Source organism: Mycolicibacterium holsaticum DSM 44478 = JCM 12374 (assembly GCF_019645835.1).
GTDB classification, from domain to species: domain Bacteria; phylum Actinomycetota; class Actinomycetes; order Mycobacteriales; family Mycobacteriaceae; genus Mycobacterium; species Mycobacterium holsaticum.
This window is the reverse complement of record NZ_CP080998.1, coordinates 4112442-4137789: the sequence shown is the minus strand read 5'-3', so window position 1 is coordinate 4137789 and position 25348 is coordinate 4112442. Positions and strand designations below refer to the sequence as shown.

The following is a 25348-nucleotide window of genomic DNA, read 5'->3' as shown; positions in this document are numbered from 1 at the left end:
GTGAACGGGCAGGAGTCAGAAGCGTTCGGCGACCGCGGCCACCTCGTCAAGCAGGCGTCGCGCGTGGGCCCTCGTCTCGTCGAGGTCACCGACCTCCCCGCACCGAACCTCGATGTAGGACTTGACTTTCGGCTCAGTACCCGAAGGGCGCACCACCAGCCGCAGCCAGGTCGGCCCGTCACCACCCGACAGGACCAACGCGTCGGTGCGCAGCGGAGGATCGGCGTCGCGCAGGTCGGTGAGCGCGACTTCGAAGCCGGCCAGGTGCTCGGGTGGGGTGCGGCGCAGCCGGTCCATCACCGCCGCCGCCTCGTGCGCGTCCTCGACGCGCCGCGACACCGCGGTGGTGGCGTGCACACCGTGGCGGCGGGCCAGGTCGTCGAGCGCGTCGAGCAGCGTGTGTCCGCGGTGCTGCATCGCGGTGACCAGGTCGCACGCCAGCACCGTCGCGCTGATGCCGTCCTTGTCCCGGACCGCCATCGGGTCGACGCAGTGGCCGATCGCCTCCTCGTAGGCGTACACCAGCGTGCAGCCGGGAAGCTCCGTGTCGGCACGTGACAGCCACTTGAACCCGGTGAGGGTTTCGACGTGGCGTGCGCCGTGCTCGGCGGCGATGTCGGCCAGCAACCGCGAGGACACCACCGTGCTGGCCACCACCGTGGCCTCGGTGACCGGGCCGGGCTCGATCTGCGACAGGATGTAATCGCCGAGCAGCCAACCTGTCTCGTCACCGGAAAGCATCCGCCAGCCATCGGGTGTGGGCACGCCGATCGCGCACCGGTCGGCGTCGGGGTCCAGCGCGACGGCGACGTCGGCATCGACGTCGGCGGCCAGCTTGAGCAGCGCCTCGGTCGCACCGGGGTCTTCGGGGTTCGGCGATGACACGGTGGGGAAGTCGGGGTCGGGCGCGAACTGCTCGTCGACCACGTGCACGTCGGCGAACCCGGCACGCACCAGCGCGTCCATCACGATCTCGCCGCCGACGCCGTGCAGCGGGGTGAGCGCCACCCGCACCGAACCGTGCGTGTGGCGCACCTGTGCGGCCCGTTCGACGAAGCGCTGCACCTCGTTGACCCCGGAGGGTTCCACGGCCGCGCGCTGGATCTCGTCGGCGTGCGGCGCCTCGGCCATCGCCTGCTCGATCTCGCGGTCGACCGGCGCCACGATCGGGAAGCCGCCTTCGAAGTACACCTTGTACCCGTTGTCGCTCGGTGGGTTGTGCGATGCGGTGATCATGACCCCGGCGACCGCCGACTGCAGGCGCACGGCGAACGGCACCACGGGGGTCGGCACCGCCGTGAACATCAGCGTGACGGTAAAGCCTTGAGCGGCAAAGACTTCAGCAGCGGCCAAGGCGAACTCGTCAGAGCCGTGCCTGGCGTCGCGTCCGACGACGACGTTTTGGCCCGACAGCCCGCGGTCGCGTAACACCTTGGCCACCGCCCACGTCGCGCGCAGCACGACGGCCAGGTTCATCCCGTTGGGCCCACCGCGCAGCGGGCCGCGCAACCCCGCCGTTCCGAACGTCAACGGATGCGCAAAGCGCTCGGCGAGCTCTTCTTCACTGCATTGTCTGAGCTCGGCGGCGGTTCGGGGATCGGGGTCGTGGGCAATCCACTCCTGCGCGGTGGTCGAGGTCCGCGACAACGTCATGCGGCTAGTGTGCCCACTTTCGTAGCGGATAAGCCCGGTTGCCGTCAGATCTGCGTGATGACCCCGGCCAGCAGGTCACCCATCCGCGTGGCCGACCGCCGACCCGCCGCCAGCACTTCCTCGTGGTTCAGCGGCTGCCCCGTCATCCCCGCCGCCAGGTTCGTCACCAGCGACACGGCCAGCACCTCGGCGCCGGCCGCGCGGGCGGCGATCGTTTCATGCACGGTCGACATGCCGACCAGGTCGGCGCCCAGCGTGCGCAGCATGCGGATTTCGGCAGGCGTCTCGTAGTGCGGCCCGACCAGGCCGGCGTACACCCCTTCGGCCAGCGTCGGGTCGATCTCGCGGGCGACGGCGCGCAGCCGCGGCGAGTAGGCGCCGACCAGGTCGACGAACTGCGCGCCGACCAACGGCGACCGCCCGGTCAGGTTGAGGTGGTCGCTGATCAGCACCGGCTGGCCCACCGCGAGATCGTCGCGCAGCCCACCGGCGGCGTTGGTCAGCACGACCGTGCGCACCCCGCCCGCGCACGCGGCGCGCACCGGATGCACCACATGACGCAGCTCGTGCCCCTCGTAAGCATGGATCCGCCCGACGAACACCAGCACCCGCCGCTCGCCGACCCGCGTGGACAGCACCTGGCCGCCGTGGCCCTGCGCGGTGGGCGGGGTGAACCCGGGCAACTCGGCCACGGGCACCGCGGCCACCGGATCGCCGAACTGCTCGGCGGCCGGCGCCCAGCCCGAGCCGAGGACCACCGCGACGTCGTGGCGCGCGACGCCGGTGCGGTCGCTGATGGCGGCCGCCGCTTCACGGGCCACCGCGTCCGGGGTCGTCACGGTGCGCAGCTTAACCGTCGAAATCGGGCGCCATCGGCGCAGTGAGATACTTCCAGGATGCCCACCTCCACCGCGTCGAGTTGCGTCGAAGACGCCGTCACCCGACGCCGTGGCGACCTGGTGGAGCTTTCCCATTCCCTCCACGCCGAACCCGAACTCGCGTTCGCCGAACATCACAGCTGCGCCAAGACGCAGGCCCTCGCGGCCGAACACGGCTTCACCGTCACGCGCGCGCCGGCCGGGCTGGACACCGCGTTTCGCGCCGAGTACGGCAGCGGCCCGCTCGTCATCGGCGTGTGCGCCGAGTACGACGCGCTGCCCGGCATCGGACATGCCTGCGGGCACAACATCATCGCCGCCTCGGCCGTCGGCACCGCGCTGGCGCTGGCCGAAGTGGCCGACGACCTCGGGCTGACCGTGGTGCTGCTCGGCACGCCCGCCGAGGAGGCCGGCGGCGGCAAGGTGCTGATGCTGGAGGCAGGCGTGTTCGACGACATCGCCGCGACGGTGATGCTGCATCCCGGACCGTTCGACATCGCCGCCGCCCGCTCGCTGGCGCTCTCGCAGGTGGCGGTCCGCTACGACGGCCGGGAAGCGCACGCGGCCGTCGCGCCCTACCGCGGCGTCAACGCCGTCGACGCGATCACCGTCGCGCAGGTGGCCATCGGGCTGCTGCGCCAACAACTGGCGCCCGGCCAGATGGTGCACGGCATCGTCACCGACGGCGGGCAGGCCGCCAACGTCATCCCGGCGCGCGCGGAGATGCAGTACACGATGCGCGCCGACGACGCGGGCTCGCTGCGCGGGCTCGAACAACGCATGGCCGACTGCTTTCTGGCCGGCGCGGTGGCCACCGGTTGCGACTACCGGGTGACCGAGACCGAGCCGGCCTACGCCGAGCTCACCCCCGACCCGTGGCTTGCCGAGACGTTCCGCGCCGAGATGCTTCGGGTCGGGCGCAGCCCGGTGCCCCCCGAGGTCGAGGCGACGTCACCGCTGGGCAGCACCGACATGGGCAACGTCACCCAGGTGATGCCCGGCATCCACCCGATCGTCGGCATCGACGCCGGCGGCGCCTCGGTGCACCAGCCGGCGTTCGCGGCGGCGGCGGCCGGGCCAAGCGCCGACCGGGCCGTCATCGAGGGCGCGATCATGTTGGCGCGCACGGTGGTGCGGCTGGCCGAGACGCCCGCCGAACGCGACCGGGTGCTGGGCCTGCAGGCGAGGCGGGCGGCATGACCGTCCTGCGGCACGCCGCGGCGCGCTGGCTGTCGGCGCACTCCGAGGAGCTGGTGGGCTGGCGCAGGCACATTCACGCCCATCCGGAGCTGGGGCGTCAGGAGTTCGGCACCACGCAGTTCGTCGCGTCCCGGCTGGCCGACGCCGGGCTCAACCCCAAGGTGCTGCCCGGCGGCACGGGGCTGACGTGTGACTTCGGCCCCGAACACGGCCCGCGGATCGCGCTGCGCGCCGACATGGACGCGCTGCCGATGGCCGACCGCACCGGCAGACCGTTCGCGTCGGTGGTGCCCAACGTCGCGCACGCCTGCGGACACGACGCGCACACCGCGATGTTGTTGGGAGCGGCGCTGGCGTTGGCGTCGGTGCCCGAACTACCGGTGGGGGTGCGGCTGGTCTTTCAGGCCGCCGAGGAACTGATGCCAGGCGGTGCGATCGACGCGATCGCCGCGGGCGCGCTCAGCGGGGTGTCGCGGATCTTCGCGCTGCACTGCGACCCTCGGCTCGCGGTCGGGCGGGTGGCGGTGCGCGCCGGCCCGATCACCTCGGCGGCCGATCAGCTCGAGGTGACGCTGAACTCGGCGGGCGGACACACGTCGCGCCCGCATCTGACCGGTGACCTCGTCTACGGGCTCGGCACGCTGATCACCGGGGTGCCCGGCGTGCTGTCGCGGCGCATCGACCCGCGCAACAGCACCGTCATGGTGTGGGGCGCGGTCAACGCCGGGGTGGCGGCCAACGCGATCCCGCAGACCGGCACGTTGGCCGGCACCATCCGAACCGCCAGCCGCGACACCTGGGAGACGCTGGAAGCGATTGTGCGGGAAACGGTTTCAGCACTGTTGGCGCCGCTGGGCATCGAGCACAGCGTGCAGTACCGGCGCGGGGTGCCGCCGGTCGTCAACGAGGAGATCTCCACCCGCATCCTGATGCACGCGATCGAGGAGATCGGGCCCGACGTGCTCGCCGATACCCGCCAGTCCGGCGGCGGCGAGGACTTCTCGTGGTACCTCGAGGAGGTGCCCGGCGCGATGGCGCGGCTGGGCGTGTGGTCGGGTCGCGGGCCGCAACTGGATCTGCATCAGCCGACGTTCGACATCGACGAGCGCGCGCTGGCGGTCGGCGTGCGGGTGCTGGTCAACATCGTCGACCAAGCGGCCCGGTTCTGATTTCTTTTCCGCGACCGACCGTGTCTGCACACCGACACACCGCGGATGGCGTGCATTTTCGGGTCGCTCGCGCCCGGTGAGTATCCACAACCGGCCATTCATCCACAGATGAGGCGCGAGGCCCTGTCGCGGCGGGTCATGGCGGCCCACAATCGCCAACGTGAACACGGAGCTGAAACGACTATTCGACGAGCAGGGGGGCGTCGCCAACAGCGGCCAGATCCTGAACCACACCACCAGGCGGGCCTTTGACCGAGCGGTGAACACGGGTGTGCTGGAACGCATCTGGCATGGCATCTACTGTCTCGGCGAGCCCGACGACATCCTGCGGTTGCGTGGACTGGATCTGTCCTGCGGTGCCGAAGTCGCGGTCTGCCTCAACACCGCGGCGGCGCTGTATGGCTTCGACGTCGAAGAACCGGCCGATCTGCACGTGCTCAGCCCGCCGGGATCCCGGCTGCGATCAGCCGACGGCTTGGTGGTGCACCGCCGCGACGGCGCCCCGCTCGCCGTTGCTCAGGGGCGACGGGCAACCGCCCCGGCGTGGACCGCGGTGGAGGTCGCGTGTTCGCTGCGACGTCCGCGAGCACTGGCCACCATGGACGCCGCGCTACGCAGCGGAACCTGTCAGCGTGCCGACCTGTGGCGTGCCGCGACGGGGCAGGCCGGGCGACGGGGAATCGCCGCGGTGCGCGACTTGATTCCGCTGGCCGATCCGCGTGCCGAGTCACCGATGGAGAGCGAGGCTCGCCTGGCGATGATCGACGGTGGTCTGCCGATTCCAGAGTTGCAGTACGAAGTCATCGACGGAAACGGCGAGTTGCGACGCCTCGACTTCGCGTGGCCTGAGCTGCGGGTGGCGGTGGAGTATGACGGTCTCGCATGGCACAGCGGACCCGAAGCGATGCGGCGGGACCGTCGTCGGACGATGGCGTTGATGGACGTCCGGTGGGTGGTCATCGCGATCGTGTTCGACGACGTGCGGTACCGGTCGCGGGAATTCGTCGCTCGGATCGACACACAACTTCGACGCGCTCGCGCGGCGTGAGTGACCCCAAATGCGCGGCGACACGCCGCGAGTGGGCGTGCAGACACGGTCGCTCGCGGGAATGGAAGCCTAGGACCCCGGACCGATGTTCAGTGCCGGCCTAGTCCGCAGATCGTGCACGTACTCGGGCGGGGCTCCCGCGATTTCGGCTGCATCGGCCATGACCCCGAGATAGCGCGCCGACGGCAGACCGCCCTCCCAGGCGTCGACGACGTACAGCCAGGCCAGCACCGGGTCGGTGGTGGTGTCCGAGGACAACCGGTGCACCCGACATCGGATCTTCTTGTGAAAGCCCAGCTCCGAACCCTCCCAGCGGTCCAGGTTGGCCTCGTCGTCCCTGGTCATGTCGTAAAGCACGACGAACACCTTCGACAGCGGATCTTCGACCAGGGTCGCCAGCGCACCCTCCCAGCCGATGTCCGCACCGGCGAACGTCAGCCGCCATCCATGCAGCCACCCCGTACCGGCCATCGGCGAATGGGGCGCACGCTGCAACATCTGCTCCGGATGCATGTTGGATCCGTAAGCGGCATAGAGCGGCACGGACAAAGAGTAAGCGGTCGTGCGTCGACAGGGCGATCAACGTCCCGCTTCGTTAGGTTGGGGGCGTGGCAACCCGCATCGTGATCATCGGCGGCGGCCCCGCCGGCTATGAAGCGGCGTTGGTCGCGGCGGCGCGCGGCCCGGCAGTCGTCGAGGTCACCGTGGTGGACTGCGACGGCATCGGCGGCGCCTGCGTGCTGTGGGACTGCGTGCCGTCCAAGACGTTCATCGCCTCAACCGGTGTGCGAACCGAACTGCGCCGCGCCCCCGACCTGGGATACGACTTCGAGTTCGACGACGCCAAGATCTCGTTGCCGCAGCTCAACAAGCGGGTCAAGACGCTGGCCGCCGCGCAGTCCGCCGACATCGCCGAACGGCTGCGCAGCGAGGGCGTCACGCTCATTGCGGGCCGCGGTGAGCTGGTCGACGACGTCCCCGGCATGGCCACCCACACCGTCAAGGTCACCGGCCACGACGGCACCGTGCGCACCATCACCGCCGACGTCGTGCTGATCGCCACCGGCGCCAGCCCGCGCGTGCTGCCCGGCGCGGTGCCCGACGGTGAGCGCATCCTGAACTGGCGCCAGCTCTACGACCTCGACAAACTGCCCGAACACCTGGTCGTCGTCGGATCCGGCGTGACCGGCGCCGAGTTCGTCAACGCCTACACCGAACTCGGCGTGAAGGTGACCGTGGTGGCCAGCCGCGACCAGATCCTGCCGCACGAGGACTCCGACGCGGCCGCGGTGCTGGAGGACGTCCTGGCCTCGCGCGGCGTGACCCTGGTCAAGAACGCCCGCGCCGAGTCAGTCACCCGAACCGACGGAGCTGGAGGTCGCCGGCCGGGCGGCTCCGGCGGGGTGCGCGTGACGATGACCGACGGGCGCACCGTCGAAGGCAGCCACGCGCTGATGACCGTCGGCTCGGTACCCAACACCAGCGGGCTGGGGCTGGAGCGCGTCGGCGTCGAACTCGCCCCCGGCGACTACCTCAAGGTCGACCGGGTGTCGCGCACCACCGTGGCCGGCATCTACGCCGCAGGCGACTGCACGGGGCTGATGCTGCTGGCCTCGGTGGCGGCCATGCAGGGCCGCATCGCCATGTACCACGCGCTGGGTGAGGGGCTCGAACCGATCCGGCTGCGCACCGTGGCCGCCGCGGTGTTCACCCGCCCGGAGATCGCGGCGGTCGGCGTGCCGCAGTCGCGGATCGACGACGGTTCGGTGCCCGCCCGCACGATCATGCTGCCGTTGAACACCAACGCCCGCGCCAAGATGAGCGGGCTGCGCCGCGGCTTCGTCAAGATCTTCTGCCGGCCGGCCACCGGGGTGGTGATCGGTGGCGTCGTGGTCGCCCCGATCGCCTCCGAGCTGATCCTGCCGATCGCGCTGGCCGTGCAGAACGGCAACGACGTGGAGGATCTAGCCCAGACCTTCTCGGTGTATCCCTCGCTTTCGGGATCGGTCACCGAGGCCGGCCGACAGCTGATGGCACACGACGATCTGGATTGACCACACGTAACCTGGGAACGGTGAGTGACCCGATCCCGGCCAACGGGCAGACGCTTCTGGGACCCGAGCAGCGGGCGGCGGCATGGGAGCGGCTCGGTAGCGAGCAGTTCGACGTCGTGGTGATCGGCGGGGGAGTCGTCGGCGCGGGCGCGGCGCTGGACGCGGCGACGCGCGGGCTCAAGGTCGCCCTTGTCGAGGCGCGCGATTTCGCGTCGGGTACCTCGAGCCGGTCGTCGAAGATGTTCCACGGCGGGCTGCGCTACCTGGAGCAACTCGAGTTCGGGCTGGTCCGGGAGGCACTGCACGAGCGGGAGTTGTCGCTGACGACGCTGGCCCCCCATCTGGTCAAACCGCTGCCGTTCCTGTTCCCGCTGACCAAGCGGTGGTGGGAACGGCCCTACGTCGCGGCGGGCATCTTCCTCTACGACCAACTCGGCGGCGCGAAATCGGTGCCCGCCCAAAAGCATCTGACCCGCGCCGGGGCGCTGCGGTTGTCGCCGGGGCTCAAGCGGTCGTCGTTGATCGGCGGGATCCGCTATTACGACACTGTCGTCGACGACGCCCGCCACACGCTGACCGTGGCGCGCACGGCCGCCCACTACGGCGCCGTGGTGCGGTCGTCCACGCAGGTGGTGGCGCTGCTGCGGGAGGGCGACCGGGTCATCGGCGTGCAGGTCCGCGATTCGGAGGACGGCGCGGTCACCGATGTGCACGGGCACGTGGTCGTCAACGCCACCGGGGTGTGGACCGACGAGATTCAGGCGCTCTCCAAGCAGCGCGGCCGGTTTCGGGTCCGGGCGTCCAAGGGCGTGCACGTGGTGGTCCCACGCGACCGGATCGTCAGCGAGGTGGCCATCATCCTGCGCACCGAGAAGTCGGTGCTGTTCGTCATCCCGTGGGGCACCCACTGGATCATCGGAACCACCGACACCGACTGGAACCTGGACCTGGCCCACCCCGCCGCCACCAAGGCCGACATCGACTACATCCTCGGCGAGGTGAACCGGGCGCTGGCGACGCCGTTGACCCACGACGACATCGACGGGGTGTACGCGGGCCTGCGCCCGCTGCTGGCCGGGGAAAGCGAAGAGACGTCCAAGCTGTCGCGCGAGCACGCCGTCGCGGTGCCCGCACCCGGGTTGGTGGCGATCGCGGGCGGCAAGTACACCACCTACCGGGTGATGGGTCAGGACGCGATCGACGCGGCCGCGGAGTACATCCCGGCCCGGGTGGCACCGTCGATCACCGAGAAGGTGCCGCTGATGGGCGCCGACGGCTACTTCGCGCTGATCAACCAGACCGAAAGCGTCGGCGCGCATTACGACCTGCACCCCTACCGGGTGCGGCACCTGCTGGACCGGTACGGCTCGATGATCTCCGAGGTGCTGCAGATGGCCAGTGAGAACGACACCGCCCGCTCCGACCTTCTGGATCCGATCACCGAGGCGCCGGTCTACCTCAAGGTGGAGGCGTACTACGCCGCGGCGGCCGAAGGCGCCCTGCACCTGGAGGACATCCTGGCGCGCCGGATGCGGATCTCCATCGAATATCCGCACCGGGGGGTGGACTGCGCCCGCGAGGTCGCCGAAGTCGTCGCCCCAGTGCTGGGTTGGACCGCCGAGGATATCGACCGCGAGGTCGCCACGTACTGCGCGCGCGTGGACGCCGAGGTCCGTTCACAGCAGCAGCCCGACGACGAATCCGCCGACGCGCTGCGGGCCGCCGCACCAGAGGCGCGCGCCGAGATCCTCGAACCCGTACCGCTGAGTTGAGACGTGCCGCGCCGCTTCCGGTGCGCGACGGGCTCGGACCCGCGCGGGTGCGGCTGCGGGGCGGGCCGGTGCTCGCCGAGTTGGAGTCGCGGTTCGGTGCCGGCGCGCGCGCCAAGGTGCTCGCCGGTGAGGTGGTCGCCGCCGACGGCGCCGTGGTCACCGAAACCACCGTGGCCCCCGCCGGGGCGCACGTGTACCTGTACCGCGAACTGCGCGACGAGGTGCCGGTGCCGTTCGACCTGCCGGTGTTGCACCGCGACGACGACCTCGTGGTGGTCGACAAACCGCACTTTCTGGCCACGATGCCGCGCGGGCGCCACGTCGCGCAGACCGCGCTGGTGCGGCTGCGCCGTGAACTCGACCTGCCCGAGCTGGCCCCGGCGCACCGGCTGGACCGGCTGACCGCCGGGGTGCTGGTATTCACCACACGACGCGAGGTGCGCGGCGCCTACCAGAGGCTGTTCGCCGACGGCGCGGTGCGCAAGACGTACCTGGCGCGCGCCGGCGTCGACCAGGGGCTCGCGTTGCCGACCGTGGTGCGCAGCCGCATCGTCAAGCGCCGCGGCCAACTACAGGCGGTCGAGGAACCCGGCGAGCCGAACGCGGTCACGCTCGTCGAACATTGCGGCGACGGGCTGTACCGGCTGACGCCGTCGACCGGGCGCACCCACCAGCTGCGGGTGCACATGGCCGCGCTGGGCGTGCCGATCCTCGGGGACCCGCTGTACCCCGACATCGTCGACGTGGCGCCCGACGACTTCGCCGACCCGCTGCGGCTGCTCGCGCACCGGCTGGAGTTCCCCGATCCGCGCACCGGTCGGCGGCGCGAATTCGTCAGCGGCCGCGCGCTGTGATCTCCGTCAGCGGGCCACGTCGGCCGGATCGCCCGGGTTCGAGCCGGCGGCGATGACGGCGCGGTTGCGGTCCGCGACGGTCCTCAGCACCATCTTGACCAGCCACCGGTCGTAGCTGAGGTAGCCGTTGACCTCGTTTTCCACGTCGGTGGTCTGGGTGTAGATCGCACCGGAGAGCCCGCCCTGCCGGACGACGTCTTCGAGGTCGCGGCTCACCTCGACGTAGCGCTCGGTCAGCCGCGCCTGGCTGTCGGTCATCTCGTAGGCCTCCGGTCGCCCCGGCCAGCGGTTCCTGGCGAGCACCAGCCCGAGCCCGCCGTACTCACCGTTCACCACGACCCGATGCTCGGGCGGCGGCGCGGGACCGCCTCGGTTTTTGGCGCGCGGCTCGGGCCCGTCGTGCAGCACGGGCCGGCCGGGCCCCACGTAGGTGTGGTCGTCGTAGACGTCGCCGGCGCGGGTGTCGGGCCGGGACTTACAGCAGTTCACGCCGCTGTTGGCGTTCACCATCCGGGTCGGGTCCTGGGCCTTCACCTGGTCGGCGATCCTGGCGGTGTCGAACTCGCCCCACCCCTCGTTGAACGGCACCCAGCCGATGATCGAGGTGACGCTGCCCAGCTGGTCGACCATCTCGTGTAGCTCGGCTTCGAAATGCGCCTTGGCCTGCGGGCTGGGCTCGGGGGCCGGGCCCGTCGGGGGATCGAGCGAGACGTCCAGCGACGGCATGTCCTGCCACACCATCAGGCCGAGCTTGTCGGCCCAGTAGTACCACCGCGCCGGCTCCACCTTGGCGTGCTTGCGCACGAAGTTCAGGCCCAGCGCCTTGGTGCGTTCCAGGTCGAACTTCAACGCATCGTCGGTGGGCGCGGTGTAGATCCCGTCGGGCCAATACCCCTGGTCGAGCGGTCCGTGGAGGAACGTGATCTTGTCGTTCAACGCGATCCGCGGCCGGCCCCTGGCGTCGGGTACGACGCCGACGGTGCGCAACCCGGCATAGCTGCCGACGTCGTCGGCCACCTTGCCCGACGAGGTGACCAGACGCACCCTCAGGTCGTACAGATACGGGTCTTGCGGGCTCCAGAGCCGCGGCTCGGGCACCGGCACCCGCAGGCTCTTGCCGGCATCGCCGGATACGCGTGCCACCTCCTTACCGTCGGGCTGGTGGACGACGACTTCGGCGATTCCGTCGGTGTCGGCCGAAACCCGCGGCGTGATGGTGAAACCGGTGAGGTCGGAGGTGATGTCGAGCTTTTCGATGTGCGCGGCGCGCACCGGCTCCATCCACACCGTCTGCCAGATGCCCGAGGCGCCGGTGTAGAACAGCCCGCCGGGCCGGTTGCGCTGCTTGCCCACCGGAAATGGATTGGCCTCGTTGCGGTCCTCGACGCGTACGGTCAACTCCTGGCTGCCCGACCATCGCAGCGCGCCGGTGATGTCCGCGCTGAACGCGGTGTATCCGCCCTCGTGGTGGGCGACCTGCTGGCCGTTGACCCAGACGGTGGCGATCTGGTCGACGGCGCCGAAGTGCAGCAGCACCCGCTGGCCGCGCCAGGTGCCGGGCACCTCGAACGTCTTGCGGTACCACATCTGGTCGTCGTGGCGTTCGATGCCCGAGAGCGCTGACTCGGTGGGGTAGGGCACCAGGATCTTCTCGTCGTACTCGTCGGCGGCCGGCGGGGCGGTCAGGGTGTCCGCGCCGGAGCGGCCGGTGTACCCCCACAGCCCGTTGAGGTTGTGCCACCGCTGCCGAACCAGCTGGGGGCGTGGGTATTCGGGCAGCGCGTTGTTCGGCCCGACCAGGTGCGTCCACGGCGTGGACAACGGCGGCCGCTTGCGCTGCCAGGCTTCGGCGGCGTGCGCCGGCGCCGTGCCGACCGTCGCGACGACCGTCATCAGGGTCGCGCAGACCACTCCGAGGCGGATGAGGCGCAGGCGGCGGGGTTGCGCGCATCGATATGACGGCACGGTGGCAGGCATGAAACTTCCCCACGTTGGGATCCGGCGAAGACCGACGTGGCGGCGCCGTACCCGTAGGTCCCCCGACCGCCGCGGACGTCGCAGCAAACATACCGGGAAGTGGGTGGCGACGCCACCGGCTTTCACCTCGATGTGTTCGTTACGTGGCTAGACACGTGGGTGGCATCGGGTGCCGGGTGCGGCAGTGCGACCGCCACAATCGCGGATCGGCGGAAGTTGGTTTTTCCCAACGGTTGCTGGGCCGTTCGGGTGCAGCTGCGTTCACCTAGGACCATGCGAAACGGGGTGCGAAAACACGGCCGCGAAACCGGTGCTGCGAAGTTGCCAGCCCCGCCCGTCTCCGGGTCGACGCAGGAGGCGCGTCCGGAGCAAATATTTTGCGGGCGTCAATTTAGGGCGGCGGTTTCCGCCGCGCTCAGGCGTGGCTACTGCCACAATTGACGCGACGTACGCCACACTGAAGTGGAACTGGTGAGGAGGACATGTGCGCAAGGTGATCCTGTGGGCGGCTGCCGCGTTGTTCGTCGGCGGCCTGACGCAACCGGTCATCCCTTCTGCCGACGCGACGGTGTGCGGATCCGTGGGCGGCAGGTTCGTCGACGTCACCGGCTGTGCGGACCCGCTGTCCTACCTCAACGACGCGCTTCCACCCCCGCCGCCGCCGCCACCTCCGCCGCCCCCGCCGCCGGGTGAGCCGCCCCCGCCGCCGCCACCACCACCGCCGGCGTATGTGCCGCCACCGCCTGCGCCGAACGTGAGCGTCTGCGCGAGCGTGGGCCGCCGCGTCAGCGTCACCGGATGCACCTGAGGTGAGCGCGCCGTTGGAGCCGACTGCCGAGCAGTTCGCAGCGCTGGCGGCCAGACCGGCCGACGAGCCGGTCGTGATGATCAACCTGCTGCAGTTCAACAACGGTGGCCGGGACAGCTACCTGCGCTATGCGCAGGAGGTCGGCCCGCACCTGCAACGTGTCGGCGGCGCCGTGCGCTACGCCGGTAGCGCGCCTGGTCAGGTCATCGGCGAGGGCGCCACGCCGTGGTGGGATGCGATCGTCGTCGTCGAATATCCCTCGCCCGCGGCGTTTCTCGACATGGTGAGCAACGACGAGTACCGCAAGATCCACGAGCACCGGACGGCTGCGCTGCAGCGCGGCGATCTGATCGCCACATCGATGTGGACCATGGCCGACTAGCGGGCCGCCGATCGCGGTCTGCTTGACTGACCGCTGTGGACCGTACTTCCTTTGACCGTCTGTTCGACATGACGGACCGCACTGTGATCGTCACCGGTGGCACCAGGGGCATCGGGCTCGCGTTGGCCGAGGGCTTCGTCCTGGCAGGCGCGCGTGTCGTGGTGGCCAGCCGCAAACCCGACGCGTGTGAGTCAGCCGCCCAGCATCTTCGCAACCTCGGCGGTCAGGCCATCGGCGTCCCCACCCACCTCGGCGAACTCGACGACCTCGCATCGCTGGTGCAGCGCACCGCCGACGAATTCGGCGGTGTCGACGTCGTGGTCAACAACGCCGCCAACGCGCTGGCCCAACCCCTCGGCGAGATCACGGCCGATGCGTTGGCCAAATCCCACGAGGTCAACCTGCGCGGCCCGGTGTTCCTCGTGCAGGCTGCGCTGCCGCATCTTAAGGCCAGCCCGCACGCCGCGGTGATCAACATGGTGTCGGTCGGCGCGTTCAACTTCGCGCCCGCACTGTCCATCTACGCTGCGGCCAAGGCCGCGCTGATGTCGTTCACCCGGTCGATGGCCGCCGAGTTCGTGACGTCCGGCATCCGGGTCAACGCCATCGCGCCAGGTCCGGTGGACACCGACATGATGCGCAAGAACCCGCAGCAGGCCATCGACTACATGGTCGGCGGCACGTTGATGAAGCGGCTGGCCACCCCCGACGAAATGGTCGGCGCCGCACTACTGTTGGCCTCCGACGCCGGCAGCTACATCACCGGTCAGGTGATCATTGTCGACGGCGGCGGAACTCCTCGCTAGCCGCGCGCATCTCGCCGCTGGTCGACGACAGGATCTGGCTGCGGTTCTCCAGGTGTAGCGCCGCCTCCAGGCTGGATGCCTCGAGGTTGGCCCACAGCACCTGTTTGGTGGACTCCACGCCGAACTTGCCGTAGCCGCAGAGCGTTTCGGCGATGGACAGCGCGGTGTCGAGCGCTTCGCCGTCGGGCACGACCCGCGAGACCATGCCGAGCCGCAGCGCCTCCTCGGCGTCGACAGCGCGCGCCGTCAGGATCAGGTCGAACGCCGGGCCCGCCCCGACGATGCGCGGCAGCGTGTAGCTGACCCCGATGTCAGCGCCGCCGAGGCCGAGCTTGATGAACTGGGTGCAGAACCGCGCCGACTGTGAGGCGACCCGGATGTCGCAGGCCAGCGCGATGCCCATCCCGCCGCCGTAGGCGACACCGTTGACCGCGGCGATCACCGGTTGGCGCAGGCGGTGCAGCCGGGCGGTCAGATCGGCGATGCGTTCCTGCCAGCGCATGCCCGATCTGGGGAACTCCGTGCCGCCGCCCTCCTTGTCGGGGTTGCGATCGGTCAGGTCCAGCCCGGAGCAGAACCCGCGGCCCGCACCGGTGAGCACGACGACGCGGCAGTCGTTGTCGGCGTTGAGCCGCTCGAGGGTGGCGTGCAGGTCCTCGACGAGGTCGTAGTTCAGCGCGTTGAGCTTTTCGGGCCGGTTCAGCGTCAGCACGGCGACGTCGGGGCGCGGGTAGGTCAGGTCCAGATGCGGCATGGGCCACACGCTAACCCGCGCTGCGCCACCCCGTGACGCCGACGACGATCATCCGCAGCTGCTTGACCGCGATACGCCGGATCTCGTCCTGGGCGCGCGGATCGTGCGCGTCCTCGATGGCCTCGGCGATCGAGATCATCGCGTTGACGAACAACGTCGCGAGGATGTTGAGGTCCTCGCTGCTCCACGTGTTGAGCCCGGGGAAGCGGGCCAGGTCGATCGCCAGCTCGGAGGTGATCAACCGGATCTCGGTGCGGATCGCGTAACGCAGCACGGTGAGCCCGCTGGAGCGTTCGCGCCCGATGAAGCGCCAGTGCTCGCGCCGCTCGTTCACGCCGTCGATGAGGATGTCGACCGACGACTCGATGACCCGGTTGGGGTCGAGCTTGCCTGCGCGCGCGCCGCGCAGCATGTCGCGAAGCGCGCGGAACGACTCGTCGATGAGCACCAGGCCCAGCGCCTCCATCGACTCGAAGTGCCGGTAGAACGCCGCGGGCACGATGCCGGCTTCCCTGGTGACCTCGCGCAGGCTCAGCGCGGCGAAGCTGCGTTCTTCGAGCAGCCGCAGCGCGGCCGCGACGATTGCTCGTCGGGTGGCCTCTTTGCGCTCATCCCTGGACAGCGTGTCCCGAGATCGCGACTTGGTCTTGCTCGACTTGCTCGAACGGCCCGTTCGTGAACTAGGCGTACGACTGTTCACTCTGTGAAACGTACCACAAGCTGGGGCAATCTCTTGACCAAAGGAAGTCCTGACCCGCACGGTATACATATGTTCACTCAAACTTTGACGCGGGGGCTGCGGGACCGGGTGCTGCGGTCACCGCTGGTGGATCTGCTCAGCGGACCGCACGGCGTCGACCGATACACCGAGCTTGTCGCCCCGACCTGGACCCAGCGGGATCCCCGCGCGAGGGTGATCGCCGTGCGCCGCCAGACCCCGCGCAGCGTCACGCTCACCCTGGAGCCGAATCAGGCGTTCACCGGATTTCGGGCCGGCCAGCACATCAACTTGACGGTCGAGATCGACGGCCGTCGTCGCACCCGGCCGTACTCGCCGGCGAGCGCGGCCGGGGCGCCCGACATCGAGCTGACCATCGGCCGCCACGACGGCGGCCTGGTGTCGACGTACCTCAACGAGCATGCGCGGCCAGGCATGGTGGTCGGCCTCGACAGCGTCGGCGGGGACTTCACGCTGCCCAGCGGTCCGCCCCCGTCGTGGCCGCAGCGCATCCTGTTGGTGTCGGGCGGCAGCGGCATCACACCGGTGATGTCGATGCTGCGCACGCTGCGCGCGCAGGGATATGCCGGGCAGGTCGCGTTCCTGCACTACGCGCGCTCGGCCGAGGACGTGTGTTACCGCGCCGAGCTGGACGCCATGCCCGACGTCGACGTGCGCTACGGCTACACGCGCACGACGGCGGGTTCGGACCTGCACGGCCGGTTTTGCGCCGAGCACCTGGCCGCCGCGATGCCCGACGCCGGCGCGGTCTACGTATGCGGGCCGCCGGGGCTGGCTTCGGCGGTGCGCAAGCTGCGCCCGGATGCGTACACCGAAAGCTTCGTTCCGCCCGTCTTCGACACCTCGGCCGAAACCTCCGGCGGCACGGTCAGTTTCGCCGAAAGCGGCCTCACCGTGACCGACGACGGACGCCCGCTGCTCGACCAGGCCGAGGCCGCCGGGCTGAGCCCCGAAAGCGGATGCCGGATGGGCATCTGCCACAGCTGTACCCGCCGCAAGACCCGCGGCGCGGTGAAGAACCTGATCACCGGCGCGATGTCGAGCGCCGAGGAGGAAGACGTGCAGATCTGCGTGTCGGTCCCCGTCGGCGACGTCGACCTCGCCCTCTAACCGAAGGAGTCGAAATGACCGTCACCACCACAGCACCCAGGACCATCGAGAAGATCGTCGGCGGCAAGCCGGTGAGCCTGACCGCCGAGCAGACCGAGGCGTTCGGCCGTGAGCTCGACGCGATCAGGGAACGCGTCATCGCCGATCTCGGCGAGCGCGACGCCGACTACATCCGGGGAGTCATCAAGGCGCAACGCACGTTGGAGGTCACCGGCCGGGCGCTGCTGTTCGGCGGGATCCTGCCGCCGCTCTGGCTGGCGGGCACGGCGATGCTGAGCCTGTCGAAGATCCTGGACAACATGGAGATCGGCCACAACGTCATGCACGGCCAGTACGACTGGATGGGTGATCCGGCGATCTCCAGCCGCGGGTTCGAATGGGACACCGCGTGCCCGGCCGACCAGTGGCGCCACTCGCACAACTACATGCACCACACCTACACCAACATCGTCGGCATGGACCGCGATGTCGGCTACGGCATTCTGCGGATGAGCCCCGACCAGAAGTGGCGGCCCTACTTCCTGGGCAACCCGGTATACGCATTCCTGCTGATGGTGCTGTTCCAGTACGGCGTTGCGCTGCACGAGCTGGAGACCGAACGCATCCGGGCCGGTGAGATCACGCTGGCCGACAAACGCGAGATCCTGCAGGGTATCTGGCGCAAGACCCGGCGGCAGACACTCAAGGACTACGTCGCGTTTCCGCTGCTGGCCGGCCCGTTCGCGCCGTGGGTGTTCGCGGGCAACATGACGGCCAACCTGGTCCGCAACGTGTGGTCGTACATGATCATCTTCTGCGGGCACTTTCCCGACGACGTCCAGGAATTCTCCATCGAGGAAACCAAGGCCGAGACCCGCGGTCAGTGGTACTTCCGCCAGATCCTGGGTTCGGCGAACCTGACGGGATTCTTCCCCCGTCGCTCGGCTCGCCCCGGCAACAAGCTGTTTCACCTGCTGTCGGGCAACCTGTCGTTTCAGATCGAACACCATCTGTTCCCAGACATCCCCGCGCACCGGCACGCCGAGATATCCGCGCAGGTTCGCGACATCTGCGAGCGCTACGGCATCCCCTACAACACGGGGTCGCTGCCGGGTCAGTTCGCGACCGTCGTGCGCAAGATCGTCAAGCTCGCGCTGCCGTCGCGAGGTCAGGTCTGACAGACCGGGCACCAGTAGCTGACCCGCTCGCCGCCCCGATCGACCTCGATCGGGGTGGCGCAGCGACGGCACGGCTCACCCGCGCGGCCGTACACCCACAGCTGGTTGCCGCGCCGGGTGTCGCCTGTGGTGGTGCGGTTCCACCGGGACCGGTTGAGCCACAACATGTCCCTGGCGCGTTGCACCATACGCAGCGGGTCCTTTACGCGGCTGACGGGTGTGGTCGGCAGATAGGCTGTGACAAAACACAACTCGTTGCAGTACACGTTGCCGACCCCGGCCATCACGCGTTGGTCCAGCAGCGCATCGGACAGCTGGCGGTGAGGTTCGGCGGTCAGGTTGCGCACCGCCACCTGCGGGTCCCAGTCCGCGCCGAGCAGATCCGGGCCGAGATGGGCCACCACGTCCGAGTCCTGCGCACGGTCGAGCACCTCGAGTACGCCGAGGTCGATGCCCACCGCCTGGATATCGGCGGTCTCCAAGATGATTCGGATCCGGTGGCCTGCCCGGCTCGGCTTGCTCAACGGGTTGACCTTCCAGCTGCCCTCCATCTTCAGATGCGAGTGGATACTGGCCCCGCCGGCCCGGATGAACAGGTGCTTGCCCCGGCTGAGCACTTCGTCGACAACCTGACCCGCCAGGTCGACGGTGGCGTAGCGCGGCACGCGGACGTCGCAGCGCGTCAGGGTTTTTCCCGCGAGCGCGTCACGCAGGAGAACGGCGGTGTGCCAGACGGTGTCGCCTTCGGGCATCGCTACCGCAGCCTCAACCCGCGAGGTGTGCGGGAAAAGCCCGCGCCCGTCAGCGCGGCCTGCACCGCCGCGCGCTGGCCGTCGGCGTCCGGATCCAGCACCGAGATGCCGTTGACCTTCTCCACCAGCAGCGACGAGACGCGCCCGGTGCCGATCAGCTCGGCAAGGGCCGCGGCGGCCGCGACATGGGCTTCGGGGTCCTCGCTGAAGCTCAGCAGCGTGCGGCCGCCCCGTTCCAGGAACCACACCAGCTCTCCGTCGACGATCGCGACCAGTGCACCGGCTTTGCGTCCCGGCCCCTGACCCGGCCACGGCAGCGCCGCCCCGTACGGGTTGGCCGGGTCGGCGGCGGCCAGCACGACAGCGGAATACTCGCGGCGCTCCGGATCCACGCCGTCGAGGTAACTGCGCAACCGGTCCACCGTCGACGCCGCCGCGAACTGGGCGCCGCCCAGCGATTCGACGAAGTAGCCGCGCTGGCAGCGCCCGGCGTCCTCGAACGCCGTCAGCACCTTGTAAAGCATCGCGAAGCCGCCGGGCACCTGCTCGGCTGCCACCGCACCCTTGGTCAGCACACCGTGGCGGCTCAGCAACTGTTCGGCCCGAAAATGCGCCCGCACAGTCGATTCCGGCTCGACCGCGGGCAGTGCAGACCAGCGGCCCGCCACCGTCGGATCGGCACTGCGGGCCTGGGCGTGCGCGACGCTGTAGCGGCTCAACCGCGGCGGCCGCTGCCGTTGCCGGTGCGCGGGGGCGCCGCGTCGACCGGTGCCGCGGCGGGGCCCGGTCAGCATCGCCCGGATCGGTGCGAACGTGTCGCCGGTGACCCAGCCGGCCCACACCAACTCCCACAGCGCGGCTTTGAGTTCATCGGTCGGGTGGTCGGCGAGCTGAGAAAAAAAGGTGTCAGCGAGCTGCCGAAAGAAGTATGCGCCGCCGCCACCGAGGGTCTCCAGAATCGTGCGGTGGGTGTCGGTGAACTCGATCTCGACGGGCGGGCTCAACGTCATCGGGGCCGACTCGGCGTGGTGGAACGCGACCCAACCGTCCCCGGTGCCTATCTGCCCGGCGCCCGACCAGGTGACTTCGCCGGAGGCCAGCAGTTCGTCGAGCATCGCCGGCTGGTAGTCGCGCACCCGTTGACCGAACACCAGCGGTTCCACCGCCGACGCGGGGATCGGCACCCCGGCGAGTTGATCGATGACGGCGGCCAGCCCGTCGATGCCGGCGTTGTGCGAGCCGACCTGTTGCCATGACGGCAGGAAGCGGGCGTAGGCCGCGGTGCTGACCGGCTCGACCTGGGCCCGCAGCGCGGCCAACGACCTGCGTCGCAAAATCTTGAGAACATCGGCGTCACACCACTGTTCACCCTCGGCCGCCGTCGCGGCGTCGGTGAACTCGCCGCGGATCAGCTTGCCGTCGATCGCCATTCGACTCAGCACGTCGGCGCTGACCCGCAGCCCGAGCCCGAATCGGCCCGCGGCGTCTGCGGTGGTGAACGGACCGTGCGTGCGCGCGTAGCGGCCGAGCAGTTCGTCGAGCGGGTCGTGGACCGACTCGGTGAACGCCGCGGGCACCCCCACCGGCACCGCCACCCCGACACCGTCGCGCAGCAGCCCGATGTCTTCGACGGCCACCCACCAGGTTTCGTCGGCGAACGTCACCGTCAGCGCGCGCTTGGCGGCGCGCAGCCCGTCGAGCCAGCCTGCCACGTCGGCCGTCGTCGCGCGCTCGGCGACCTCATGTTCGGTCAGCGGGCCGAGCAGGCGCAGCAGGTCGGCGACCGCCTCGGCGTCGCGGGCCAGCCGGTCCTCGGCCAGATGCTGCAGTTGGCGCGTCGTGGTCGCGATGACCTGCGGATCGAGCAGTTCGCGCAGCTCCACCCGGCCCAGCAGTTCGGCCAGCAAGACGCTGTCCAGTGACAGCGCCGCCGCGCGTCGCTCGGCCAGCGGGCTGTCGCCTTCGTACATGAACGCCCCGACGTAGCCGAACAACAGCGACGCCGCGAACGGCGACGGCGTGGCGGTCTCGACTTCGAGGACCCGCAGCCGGCGCTGCACCACCCGGTGCATCAGCTCGGTCAGTGCCGGCACGTCGTATACGTCCTGCAGGCATTCGCGCACCGCCTCCAGCACGATCGGGAAATCCGGGTACTTGTGGGCGACGTCGAGCAACTGCGCGGCGCGCTGGCGCTGATGCCACAGCGGCGAGCGCTTTCCCGGATGGCGGCGGGGCAAAAGCAATGCGCGGGCGGCACATTCGCGGAACCGCGACGCGAACAGCGCCGAGCCGCCCACCTCAGCGGTGACGATGGGCTCGATCTCGTCGGCGTCGAACACGAACAGGTCCGCGCCGGGGGCGGCCTCGTCGGTGTCGGGCAGCCGCACGATGATGCCGTCGTCGGAGGCCGTCGGCTTCTCCTCGATGCCGTAGCGCTCGCGCAGCCGACGCGAGACCGCCAACGCCAGCGGCCCGTGCACCCGAAGCCCGTAGGGGGAGTGCAGGATCACCCGCCAGTCGCCGAGCTCATCGCGGAACCGCTCGACGACCAGTGTCGTATCGGAGGGCACCACGCCGGTCGCTTGACGTTGGTCGTCGAGAAGCCGCCACAGGTTGTCGACCGCGTACTCGTCGAAACCCATTGTGCGGCAGCGGGTATCGAACTCGCCGCGGCCCAGCTGGGCCAACTCGCCGGTGAACTGGCCGACCGCGGCGCCGAGTTCGGCGGGCCTGCCCACCCCGTCGCCGCGCCAGAACGGAAGCCGGGCCGGCTGTCCGGGCGCGGGGATCACCAACACCCGGTCGTGGGTGATCTCGGTGATCCGCCAACTGGTCGCGCCCAGCGAGATGACGTCGCCGGGGCGGGATTCGTAGACCATCTCCTCGTCGAGTTCGCCGACGCGCGAGGGCTTCTCCGAATCGGTGGCTAGGTAGACGGTGAACAGGCCGCGGTCGGGGATGGCGCCGCCCGACGTCACCGCGAGCCGCTGCGCACCGGGGCGGGCGGTGAGCGTGCCGGTGTCGCGGTCGTAGACCAGCCGCGGGCGCAACTCGGCGAACTCCGTCGACGGGTACTTTCCCGACAGCAGGTCCAGCGTTGCCTCGAAAGCGCTGCGCGGCAACGTCGCGAACGGGGCGCTGCGCCGCACCGTGTCGAACCACCCATCGGCGTCCAGCGGTTCGAGCGCGCATGCGGCCACCGTGTGCTGTGCCAGCACGTCCAGCGGGTTCGTCGGCACCCGCATGCTCTCGATCTCACCGGCCAGCATGCGCTTGACCGTGACCGCGCAGCCGATCAGATCCGTTCGGTGCTTGGGAAACAGCACGCCCTGCGAGATCTCACCGACCTGGTGGCCGGCGCGCCCGATGCGCTGAAGGCCGCTGGCCACCGACGGCGGCGCCTCGACCTGGATCACCAGATCGACTGCGCCCATGTCGATGCCCAACTCCAGGCTGGAGGTGGCCACCACGGCCTTGAGCCGGCCGCTCTTGAGGTCGTCCTCGACCTGAGCGCGTTGCTCCTTGCTGACCGACCCGTGATGGGCGCGGGCCAGCAGCGTCGGAGCGCCGTACGAGGTGCCGCTGCCCATCAACTGGGCGGGCGCGCCGCCGCCGACGTGGCGATTGTGCGCGTCGGGCACCGCGTCGCTGCCCTCACGAGCGGTGGGCTCAGAGCGTTCGGCGGAGATCTCGTTGAGCCGCGAGGTCAGCCGCTCGGCCAGGCGGCGCGAGTTGGCGAACACGATCGAGCTGTTGTGCGCCTCGATCAGGTCGACGATGCGGTGTTCGACGTCGGGCCAGATGGTGTTGTTCTCGAGGTTGGCCATATCGGGCACCGGCACCTGCACCGAAAGGTCGAACGTCTTGGCCGCGGCCGGCGCGACGATCGTCGTGCGCCGCTGGCCGGACAAGAACCGCGCGACCTCCTCGGGCGGGCGCACGGTCGCGGACAGCCCGATGCGTTGCGCGGGCTTGTCGGTGAGCTGATCGAGCCGTTCCAGCGACAGCGCCAGGTGCGCACCGCGTTTGGTGGCCGCGACGGCGTGCACCTCGTCGACGATCACGGTCTGCACCTCGGCAAGCGTTTCGCGGGCTGACGACGTCAGCATCAGGAACAGCGATTCCGGCGTCGTGATCAGGATGTCGGGCGGGTGCACGATCAGCTCACGGCGTTGTTTGGGCGGGGTGTCCCCGGAGCGCACGCCGACGGTGATGTCGGGTGCGGACGCCCCGCGCCGTTCGGCGATCCGGCCGATGCCGGTCAGCGGGGTGCGCAGGTTGCGCTCGACGTCGACGGCCAGCGCCTTGAGCGGGGATACGTACAGCACCCGCGTGCCCGCTCCGGGCCGGCGCGGTTGGGATACCGCCAACCGGTCGATGGCCCACAGGAACGCCGCGAGCGTCTTACCCGACCCGGTCGGCGCGATGACCAGGGTGTTGTCGCCGTCGGCGATCGCCGCCCAGGCCTGGGCCTGCGCGGGTGTCGGCTCGGCGAACGTGCCCGCGAACCACTGCCTGGTCAGCTCGCTGAACCGGGACAGCGCGGTGGAGCTCATCTGGCCATCGTGCCAACGAGGTCCGACATTTCTGCGATTTCGGTGTCGTACGTCACGGTGAGGGTGACCAACTACACCGAAATCGCGTCGTGCAGGGATGCGGGGATGCCGGGCACCCGCCGGATCGCGTCGAACAGGGCGTGCGCGCAGGCCTCGGCGACCTGGTCGACGTCGATCGACGGTTCCAGTACGCGCTGACGACACATCTCGAGGGTGAACGCCAACCAGCTGTAGACCCGGATGCGGATGTCGCGCTCGACCTTGGAGTCCAGTTCGACGCCGGTCGCGGCGTGGATGCGCGCGAGGATCCGGTCGGCCTGGCGTTCGTCGTCGTCTTCTGCGATGCCGCGCAGTTCGGGGTCGTGGGGGCCCATCCCGACGTAGGCCGCCCACGCCCCGTGCGGGTGCTGCTCGTCGTAGCGCAGATAGGCCAGCACCGCCTCGCGCAGCTGGTCGAACAGGCTCTGGCCGGGCCTGGCCGGGGTGTTGGTGGCCTCGAAGAGCCGGTCGACCTCGACGCGTACCACCGCGGAAAAGAACGTCCGCTTGTCGGGAAAGTAGTGATACATCAGGGCGCGGGACACCCCTGCACGTTCGGCGATCTCGTCGATGCGGACCTCGTCATAGGGCCGCTGCCCGAACACCTCGGCACCAAGGGCCAGCAATTCGTTGCGTCGGTCGTCGGGGGACAGCCGCCGCCGGGGTTCAGACATACCGCCATGGTAATTGGCACATGTACAACAGGCATCGCACCGATCGTGGCCATCCGGTTCGTCGCGCCCGGCGCGGGTACTCCGACTGTCGGCTCGCCAAATACTACGGAGGAGGGCGAACGGCAGTGGGCTTTCCGGAACAACAACAGTCACCACCGGGTGTGCAGGCGCGGATGGATCCGGTGCCGGATTGCGGCGAAACCAGCTACCGCGGTTCGGGTCGGCTCGAAGGTAAGCGCGCGATCATCACCGGCGGCGACAGCGGGATCGGTCGTGCGGTCGCGATCGCCTACGCCCGCGAAGGCGCCGACGTGCTGATCGCCTACCTCGACGAGGACCAGGACGCCAAGGACGTCGAGCGCTATGTGCGCGAGGCCGGGCGCAAGTGTGTGTTGATGTCCGGTGACCTCTCCGACCCGGCCCAATGCCGCGCGGTGGTCGACAGGGCGGTGCAGGAGTTCGGCGGCATCGATGTGCTCGTCAACAACGCCGCCTACCAGATGACCCACGACACCCTCGAGGAGATCAGCGACGAGGAATGGGACTACACGTTCCGGCTCAACGTCGGCGCCTACTTCTACCTCGTCAAGGCGGCGCTGCCGCACATGGGCGCCGGGGCGTCGATCATCGGCAGTTCCTCGGTGAACTCCGATATGCCCAACCCGAGCTCGCGCCGTATGCGGCGACCAAGGCCGCGATCGCGAACTTCTCGGCCAGCCTAGCGGAGATGTTGGGGGAGAAGGGAATCCGCGCCAACAGTGTCGCTCCCGGTCCCATCTGGACGCCGCTGATCCCATCGACGATGCCGCCGGAGAAGGTCGAGCAGTTCGGGGAGAACACCCCGCTGGGCCGGGCCGGGCAACCGGTCGAACTGGCACCGGTCTATGTGATGCTGGCCTCCGACGAGGCCAGTTACGTGACGGGCGCGCGCATCGCGGTGACCGGCGGGCGGCCCATCCTGTAGCG

General features: G+C 69.7%; 20 protein-coding genes and 1 pseudogene. 12 read left to right on the top strand and 9 right to left on the bottom strand.

Going from position 1 to position 25348, the window contains the following annotated elements; translation table 11 throughout:
- Positions 1-15: 15 nt before the first annotated feature.
- Together K3U96_RS19915 and K3U96_RS19910 are read right to left on the bottom strand one after the other, a co-directional pair.
- Positions 16-1653, bottom strand: coding sequence for a phospho-sugar mutase (locus K3U96_RS19915; RefSeq protein WP_220690850.1), 1638 nt, complete (start codon positions 1651-1653; stop codon positions 16-18).
- Positions 1654-1697: 44 nt separating this feature from the next.
- On the bottom strand, positions 1698-2492 hold the full coding sequence (locus K3U96_RS19910) for a purine-nucleoside phosphorylase (protein WP_220690849.1): 795 nt from the start codon (positions 2490-2492) through the stop codon (positions 1698-1700).
- A 57-nt stretch (positions 2493-2549) separates the two neighbouring features.
- Here K3U96_RS19910 and K3U96_RS19905 point away from each other — a divergent pair, with 57 nt between their 5' ends.
- The 3 genes from K3U96_RS19905 to K3U96_RS19895 all read left to right on the top strand — a co-directional run bounded on the left by K3U96_RS19905 (position 2550) and on the right by K3U96_RS19895 (position 5948).
- Positions 2550-3731 (top strand): M20 family metallopeptidase, encoded by a 1182-nt coding sequence (locus tag K3U96_RS19905; protein ID WP_069403795.1) that lies wholly within the window; start codon positions 2550-2552, stop codon positions 3729-3731.
- The gene (locus tag K3U96_RS19900; protein ID WP_220690848.1) at positions 3728-4900 is read left to right on the top strand and encodes an amidohydrolase; all 1173 of its coding nucleotides are present in this window, start codon (positions 3728-3730) and stop codon (positions 4898-4900) included. The genes K3U96_RS19905 and K3U96_RS19900 overlap by 4 nt, the downstream gene beginning before the upstream one ends.
- 160 nt (positions 4901-5060) lie before the next feature.
- Positions 5061-5948, top strand: coding sequence for a type IV toxin-antitoxin system AbiEi family antitoxin (locus K3U96_RS19895; RefSeq protein ID WP_220690847.1), 888 nt, complete (start codon positions 5061-5063; stop codon positions 5946-5948).
- A gap of 69 nt (positions 5949-6017) precedes the next feature.
- On the opposite strand, the gene K3U96_RS19890 is transcribed toward K3U96_RS19895, so the two are convergent.
- The gene (locus K3U96_RS19890) at positions 6018-6491 is read right to left on the bottom strand and encodes a gamma-glutamylcyclotransferase family protein (RefSeq protein ID WP_220690846.1); all 474 of its coding nucleotides are present in this window, start codon (positions 6489-6491) and stop codon (positions 6018-6020) included.
- 65 nt (positions 6492-6556) lie between these two features.
- Here K3U96_RS19890 and K3U96_RS19885 point away from each other — a divergent pair, with 65 nt between their 5' ends.
- The 3 genes from K3U96_RS19885 to K3U96_RS19875 are packed head-to-tail and all read left to right on the top strand — an operon-like array spanning position 6557 to position 10628.
- Positions 6557-8002, top strand: a complete 1446-nt coding sequence (locus tag K3U96_RS19885) for an NAD(P)H-quinone dehydrogenase (protein WP_220690845.1) — start codon at positions 6557-6559, stop codon at positions 8000-8002.
- A gap of 20 nt (positions 8003-8022) precedes the next feature.
- The gene (locus K3U96_RS19880) at positions 8023-9774 is read left to right on the top strand and encodes a glycerol-3-phosphate dehydrogenase/oxidase (protein WP_069403790.1); all 1752 of its coding nucleotides are present in this window, start codon (positions 8023-8025) and stop codon (positions 9772-9774) included.
- Positions 9775-9794: 20 nt separating this feature from the next.
- The gene (locus K3U96_RS19875; protein WP_220693607.1) at positions 9795-10628 is read left to right on the top strand and encodes a pseudouridine synthase; all 834 of its coding nucleotides are present in this window, start codon (positions 9795-9797) and stop codon (positions 10626-10628) included.
- A gap of 6 nt (positions 10629-10634) precedes the next feature.
- On the opposite strand, the gene K3U96_RS19870 is transcribed toward K3U96_RS19875, so the two are convergent.
- A complete protein-coding gene (locus tag K3U96_RS19870; protein WP_372515004.1) occupies positions 10635-12605 on the bottom strand; it encodes a glycoside hydrolase family 2 protein in 1971 nt (656 codons plus the stop codon).
- 484 nt (positions 12606-13089) lie between these two features.
- Between K3U96_RS19870 and K3U96_RS19865 the strand changes: the two genes are divergently transcribed.
- The 3 genes from K3U96_RS19865 to K3U96_RS19855 are packed head-to-tail and all read left to right on the top strand — an operon-like array spanning position 13090 to position 14601.
- The gene (locus K3U96_RS19865) at positions 13090-13413 is read left to right on the top strand and encodes an RNA-binding protein (protein WP_220690844.1); all 324 of its coding nucleotides are present in this window, start codon (positions 13090-13092) and stop codon (positions 13411-13413) included.
- A gap of 1 nt (position 13414) precedes the next feature.
- A complete protein-coding gene (locus K3U96_RS19860; protein WP_110917245.1) occupies positions 13415-13795 on the top strand; it encodes a DUF1330 domain-containing protein in 381 nt (126 codons plus the stop codon).
- 35 nt (positions 13796-13830) lie between these two features.
- Positions 13831-14601: an SDR family NAD(P)-dependent oxidoreductase gene (locus tag K3U96_RS19855; RefSeq protein WP_220690843.1), complete on the top strand. Its 771-nt coding sequence runs from the start codon at positions 13831-13833 to the stop codon at positions 14599-14601.
- Here K3U96_RS19855 and K3U96_RS19850 read toward each other — a convergent pair.
- A complete protein-coding gene (locus tag K3U96_RS19850; RefSeq protein ID WP_069403806.1) occupies positions 14570-15355 on the bottom strand; it encodes an enoyl-CoA hydratase/isomerase family protein in 786 nt (261 codons plus the stop codon). The two genes, K3U96_RS19855 and K3U96_RS19850, sit on opposite strands and share 32 nt — an antisense overlap.
- 10 nt (positions 15356-15365) lie before the next feature.
- Positions 15366-16055, bottom strand: a complete 690-nt coding sequence (locus tag K3U96_RS19845; protein ID WP_069403786.1) for a TetR family transcriptional regulator — start codon at positions 16053-16055, stop codon at positions 15366-15368.
- 69 nt (positions 16056-16124) lie between these two features.
- Between K3U96_RS19845 and K3U96_RS19840 the strand changes: the two genes are divergently transcribed.
- Both K3U96_RS19840 and K3U96_RS19835 read left to right on the top strand, forming a co-directional pair.
- Complete coding sequence (locus tag K3U96_RS19840; RefSeq protein ID WP_220690842.1) at positions 16125-17204, top strand: ferredoxin reductase; 1080 nt, start codon at positions 16125-16127, stop codon at positions 17202-17204.
- Between the two features lie 14 nt (positions 17205-17218).
- Complete coding sequence (locus tag K3U96_RS19835) at positions 17219-18361, top strand: fatty acid desaturase family protein (protein ID WP_220690841.1); 1143 nt, start codon at positions 17219-17221, stop codon at positions 18359-18361.
- Here the strand turns inward: K3U96_RS19835 and nei2 are convergent.
- The 3 genes from nei2 to K3U96_RS19820 form a co-directional block, all read right to left on the bottom strand.
- Positions 18352-19113 carry an endonuclease VIII Nei2 gene (gene nei2 / locus K3U96_RS19830; protein ID WP_220690840.1) on the bottom strand — a complete coding sequence of 254 codons (762 nt, stop codon included), beginning with the start codon at positions 19111-19113 and terminating at the stop codon, positions 18352-18354. The two genes, K3U96_RS19835 and nei2, sit on opposite strands and share 10 nt — an antisense overlap.
- 2 nt (positions 19114-19115) lie before the next feature.
- A complete protein-coding gene (locus K3U96_RS19825; RefSeq protein WP_220690839.1) occupies positions 19116-23669 on the bottom strand; it encodes an ATP-dependent helicase in 4554 nt (1517 codons plus the stop codon).
- Positions 23670-23740: 71 nt separating this feature from the next.
- The gene (locus K3U96_RS19820; RefSeq protein WP_069403781.1) at positions 23741-24382 is read right to left on the bottom strand and encodes a TetR/AcrR family transcriptional regulator; all 642 of its coding nucleotides are present in this window, start codon (positions 24380-24382) and stop codon (positions 23741-23743) included.
- A gap of 125 nt (positions 24383-24507) precedes the next feature.
- Here K3U96_RS19820 and K3U96_RS19815 point away from each other — a divergent pair.
- Positions 24508-25346: pseudogene (locus K3U96_RS19815) on the top strand (SDR family oxidoreductase).
- The last annotated feature ends 2 nt before the right edge of the window (positions 25347-25348 follow it).

Excerpts from the sequence above, each read along its gene's own strand:
- K3U96_RS19850 (WP_069403806.1), bottom strand. The coding sequence starts at position 15,355 with ATGCCGCATCTGGACCTGACCTACCCGCGCCCCGACGTCGCCGTGCTG.
- K3U96_RS19870 (WP_372515004.1), bottom strand. The coding sequence starts at position 12,605 with ATGCCTGCCACCGTGCCGTCATATCGATGCGCGCAACCCCGCCGCCTG.
- K3U96_RS19825 (WP_220690839.1), bottom strand. The coding sequence starts at position 23,669 with ATGAGCTCCACCGCGCTGTCCCGGTTCAGCGAGCTGACCAGGCAGTGG.
- nei2 (WP_220690840.1), bottom strand. The coding sequence starts at position 19,113 with ATGCCCGAAGGCGACACCGTCTGGCACACCGCCGTTCTCCTGCGTGAC.
- K3U96_RS19900 (WP_220690848.1), top strand. The coding sequence starts at position 3,728 with ATGACCGTCCTGCGGCACGCCGCGGCGCGCTGGCTGTCGGCGCACTCC.
- K3U96_RS19820 (WP_069403781.1), bottom strand. The coding sequence starts at position 24,382 with ATGTCTGAACCCCGGCGGCGGCTGTCCCCCGACGACCGACGCAACGAA.
- K3U96_RS19915 (WP_220690850.1), bottom strand. The coding sequence starts at position 1,653 with ATGACGTTGTCGCGGACCTCGACCACCGCGCAGGAGTGGATTGCCCAC.
- K3U96_RS19835 (WP_220690841.1), top strand. The coding sequence starts at position 17,219 with ATGACCGTCACCACCACAGCACCCAGGACCATCGAGAAGATCGTCGGC.
- K3U96_RS19840 (WP_220690842.1), top strand. The coding sequence starts at position 16,125 with ATGTTCACTCAAACTTTGACGCGGGGGCTGCGGGACCGGGTGCTGCGG.
- K3U96_RS19905 (WP_069403795.1), top strand. The coding sequence starts at position 2,550 with ATGCCCACCTCCACCGCGTCGAGTTGCGTCGAAGACGCCGTCACCCGA.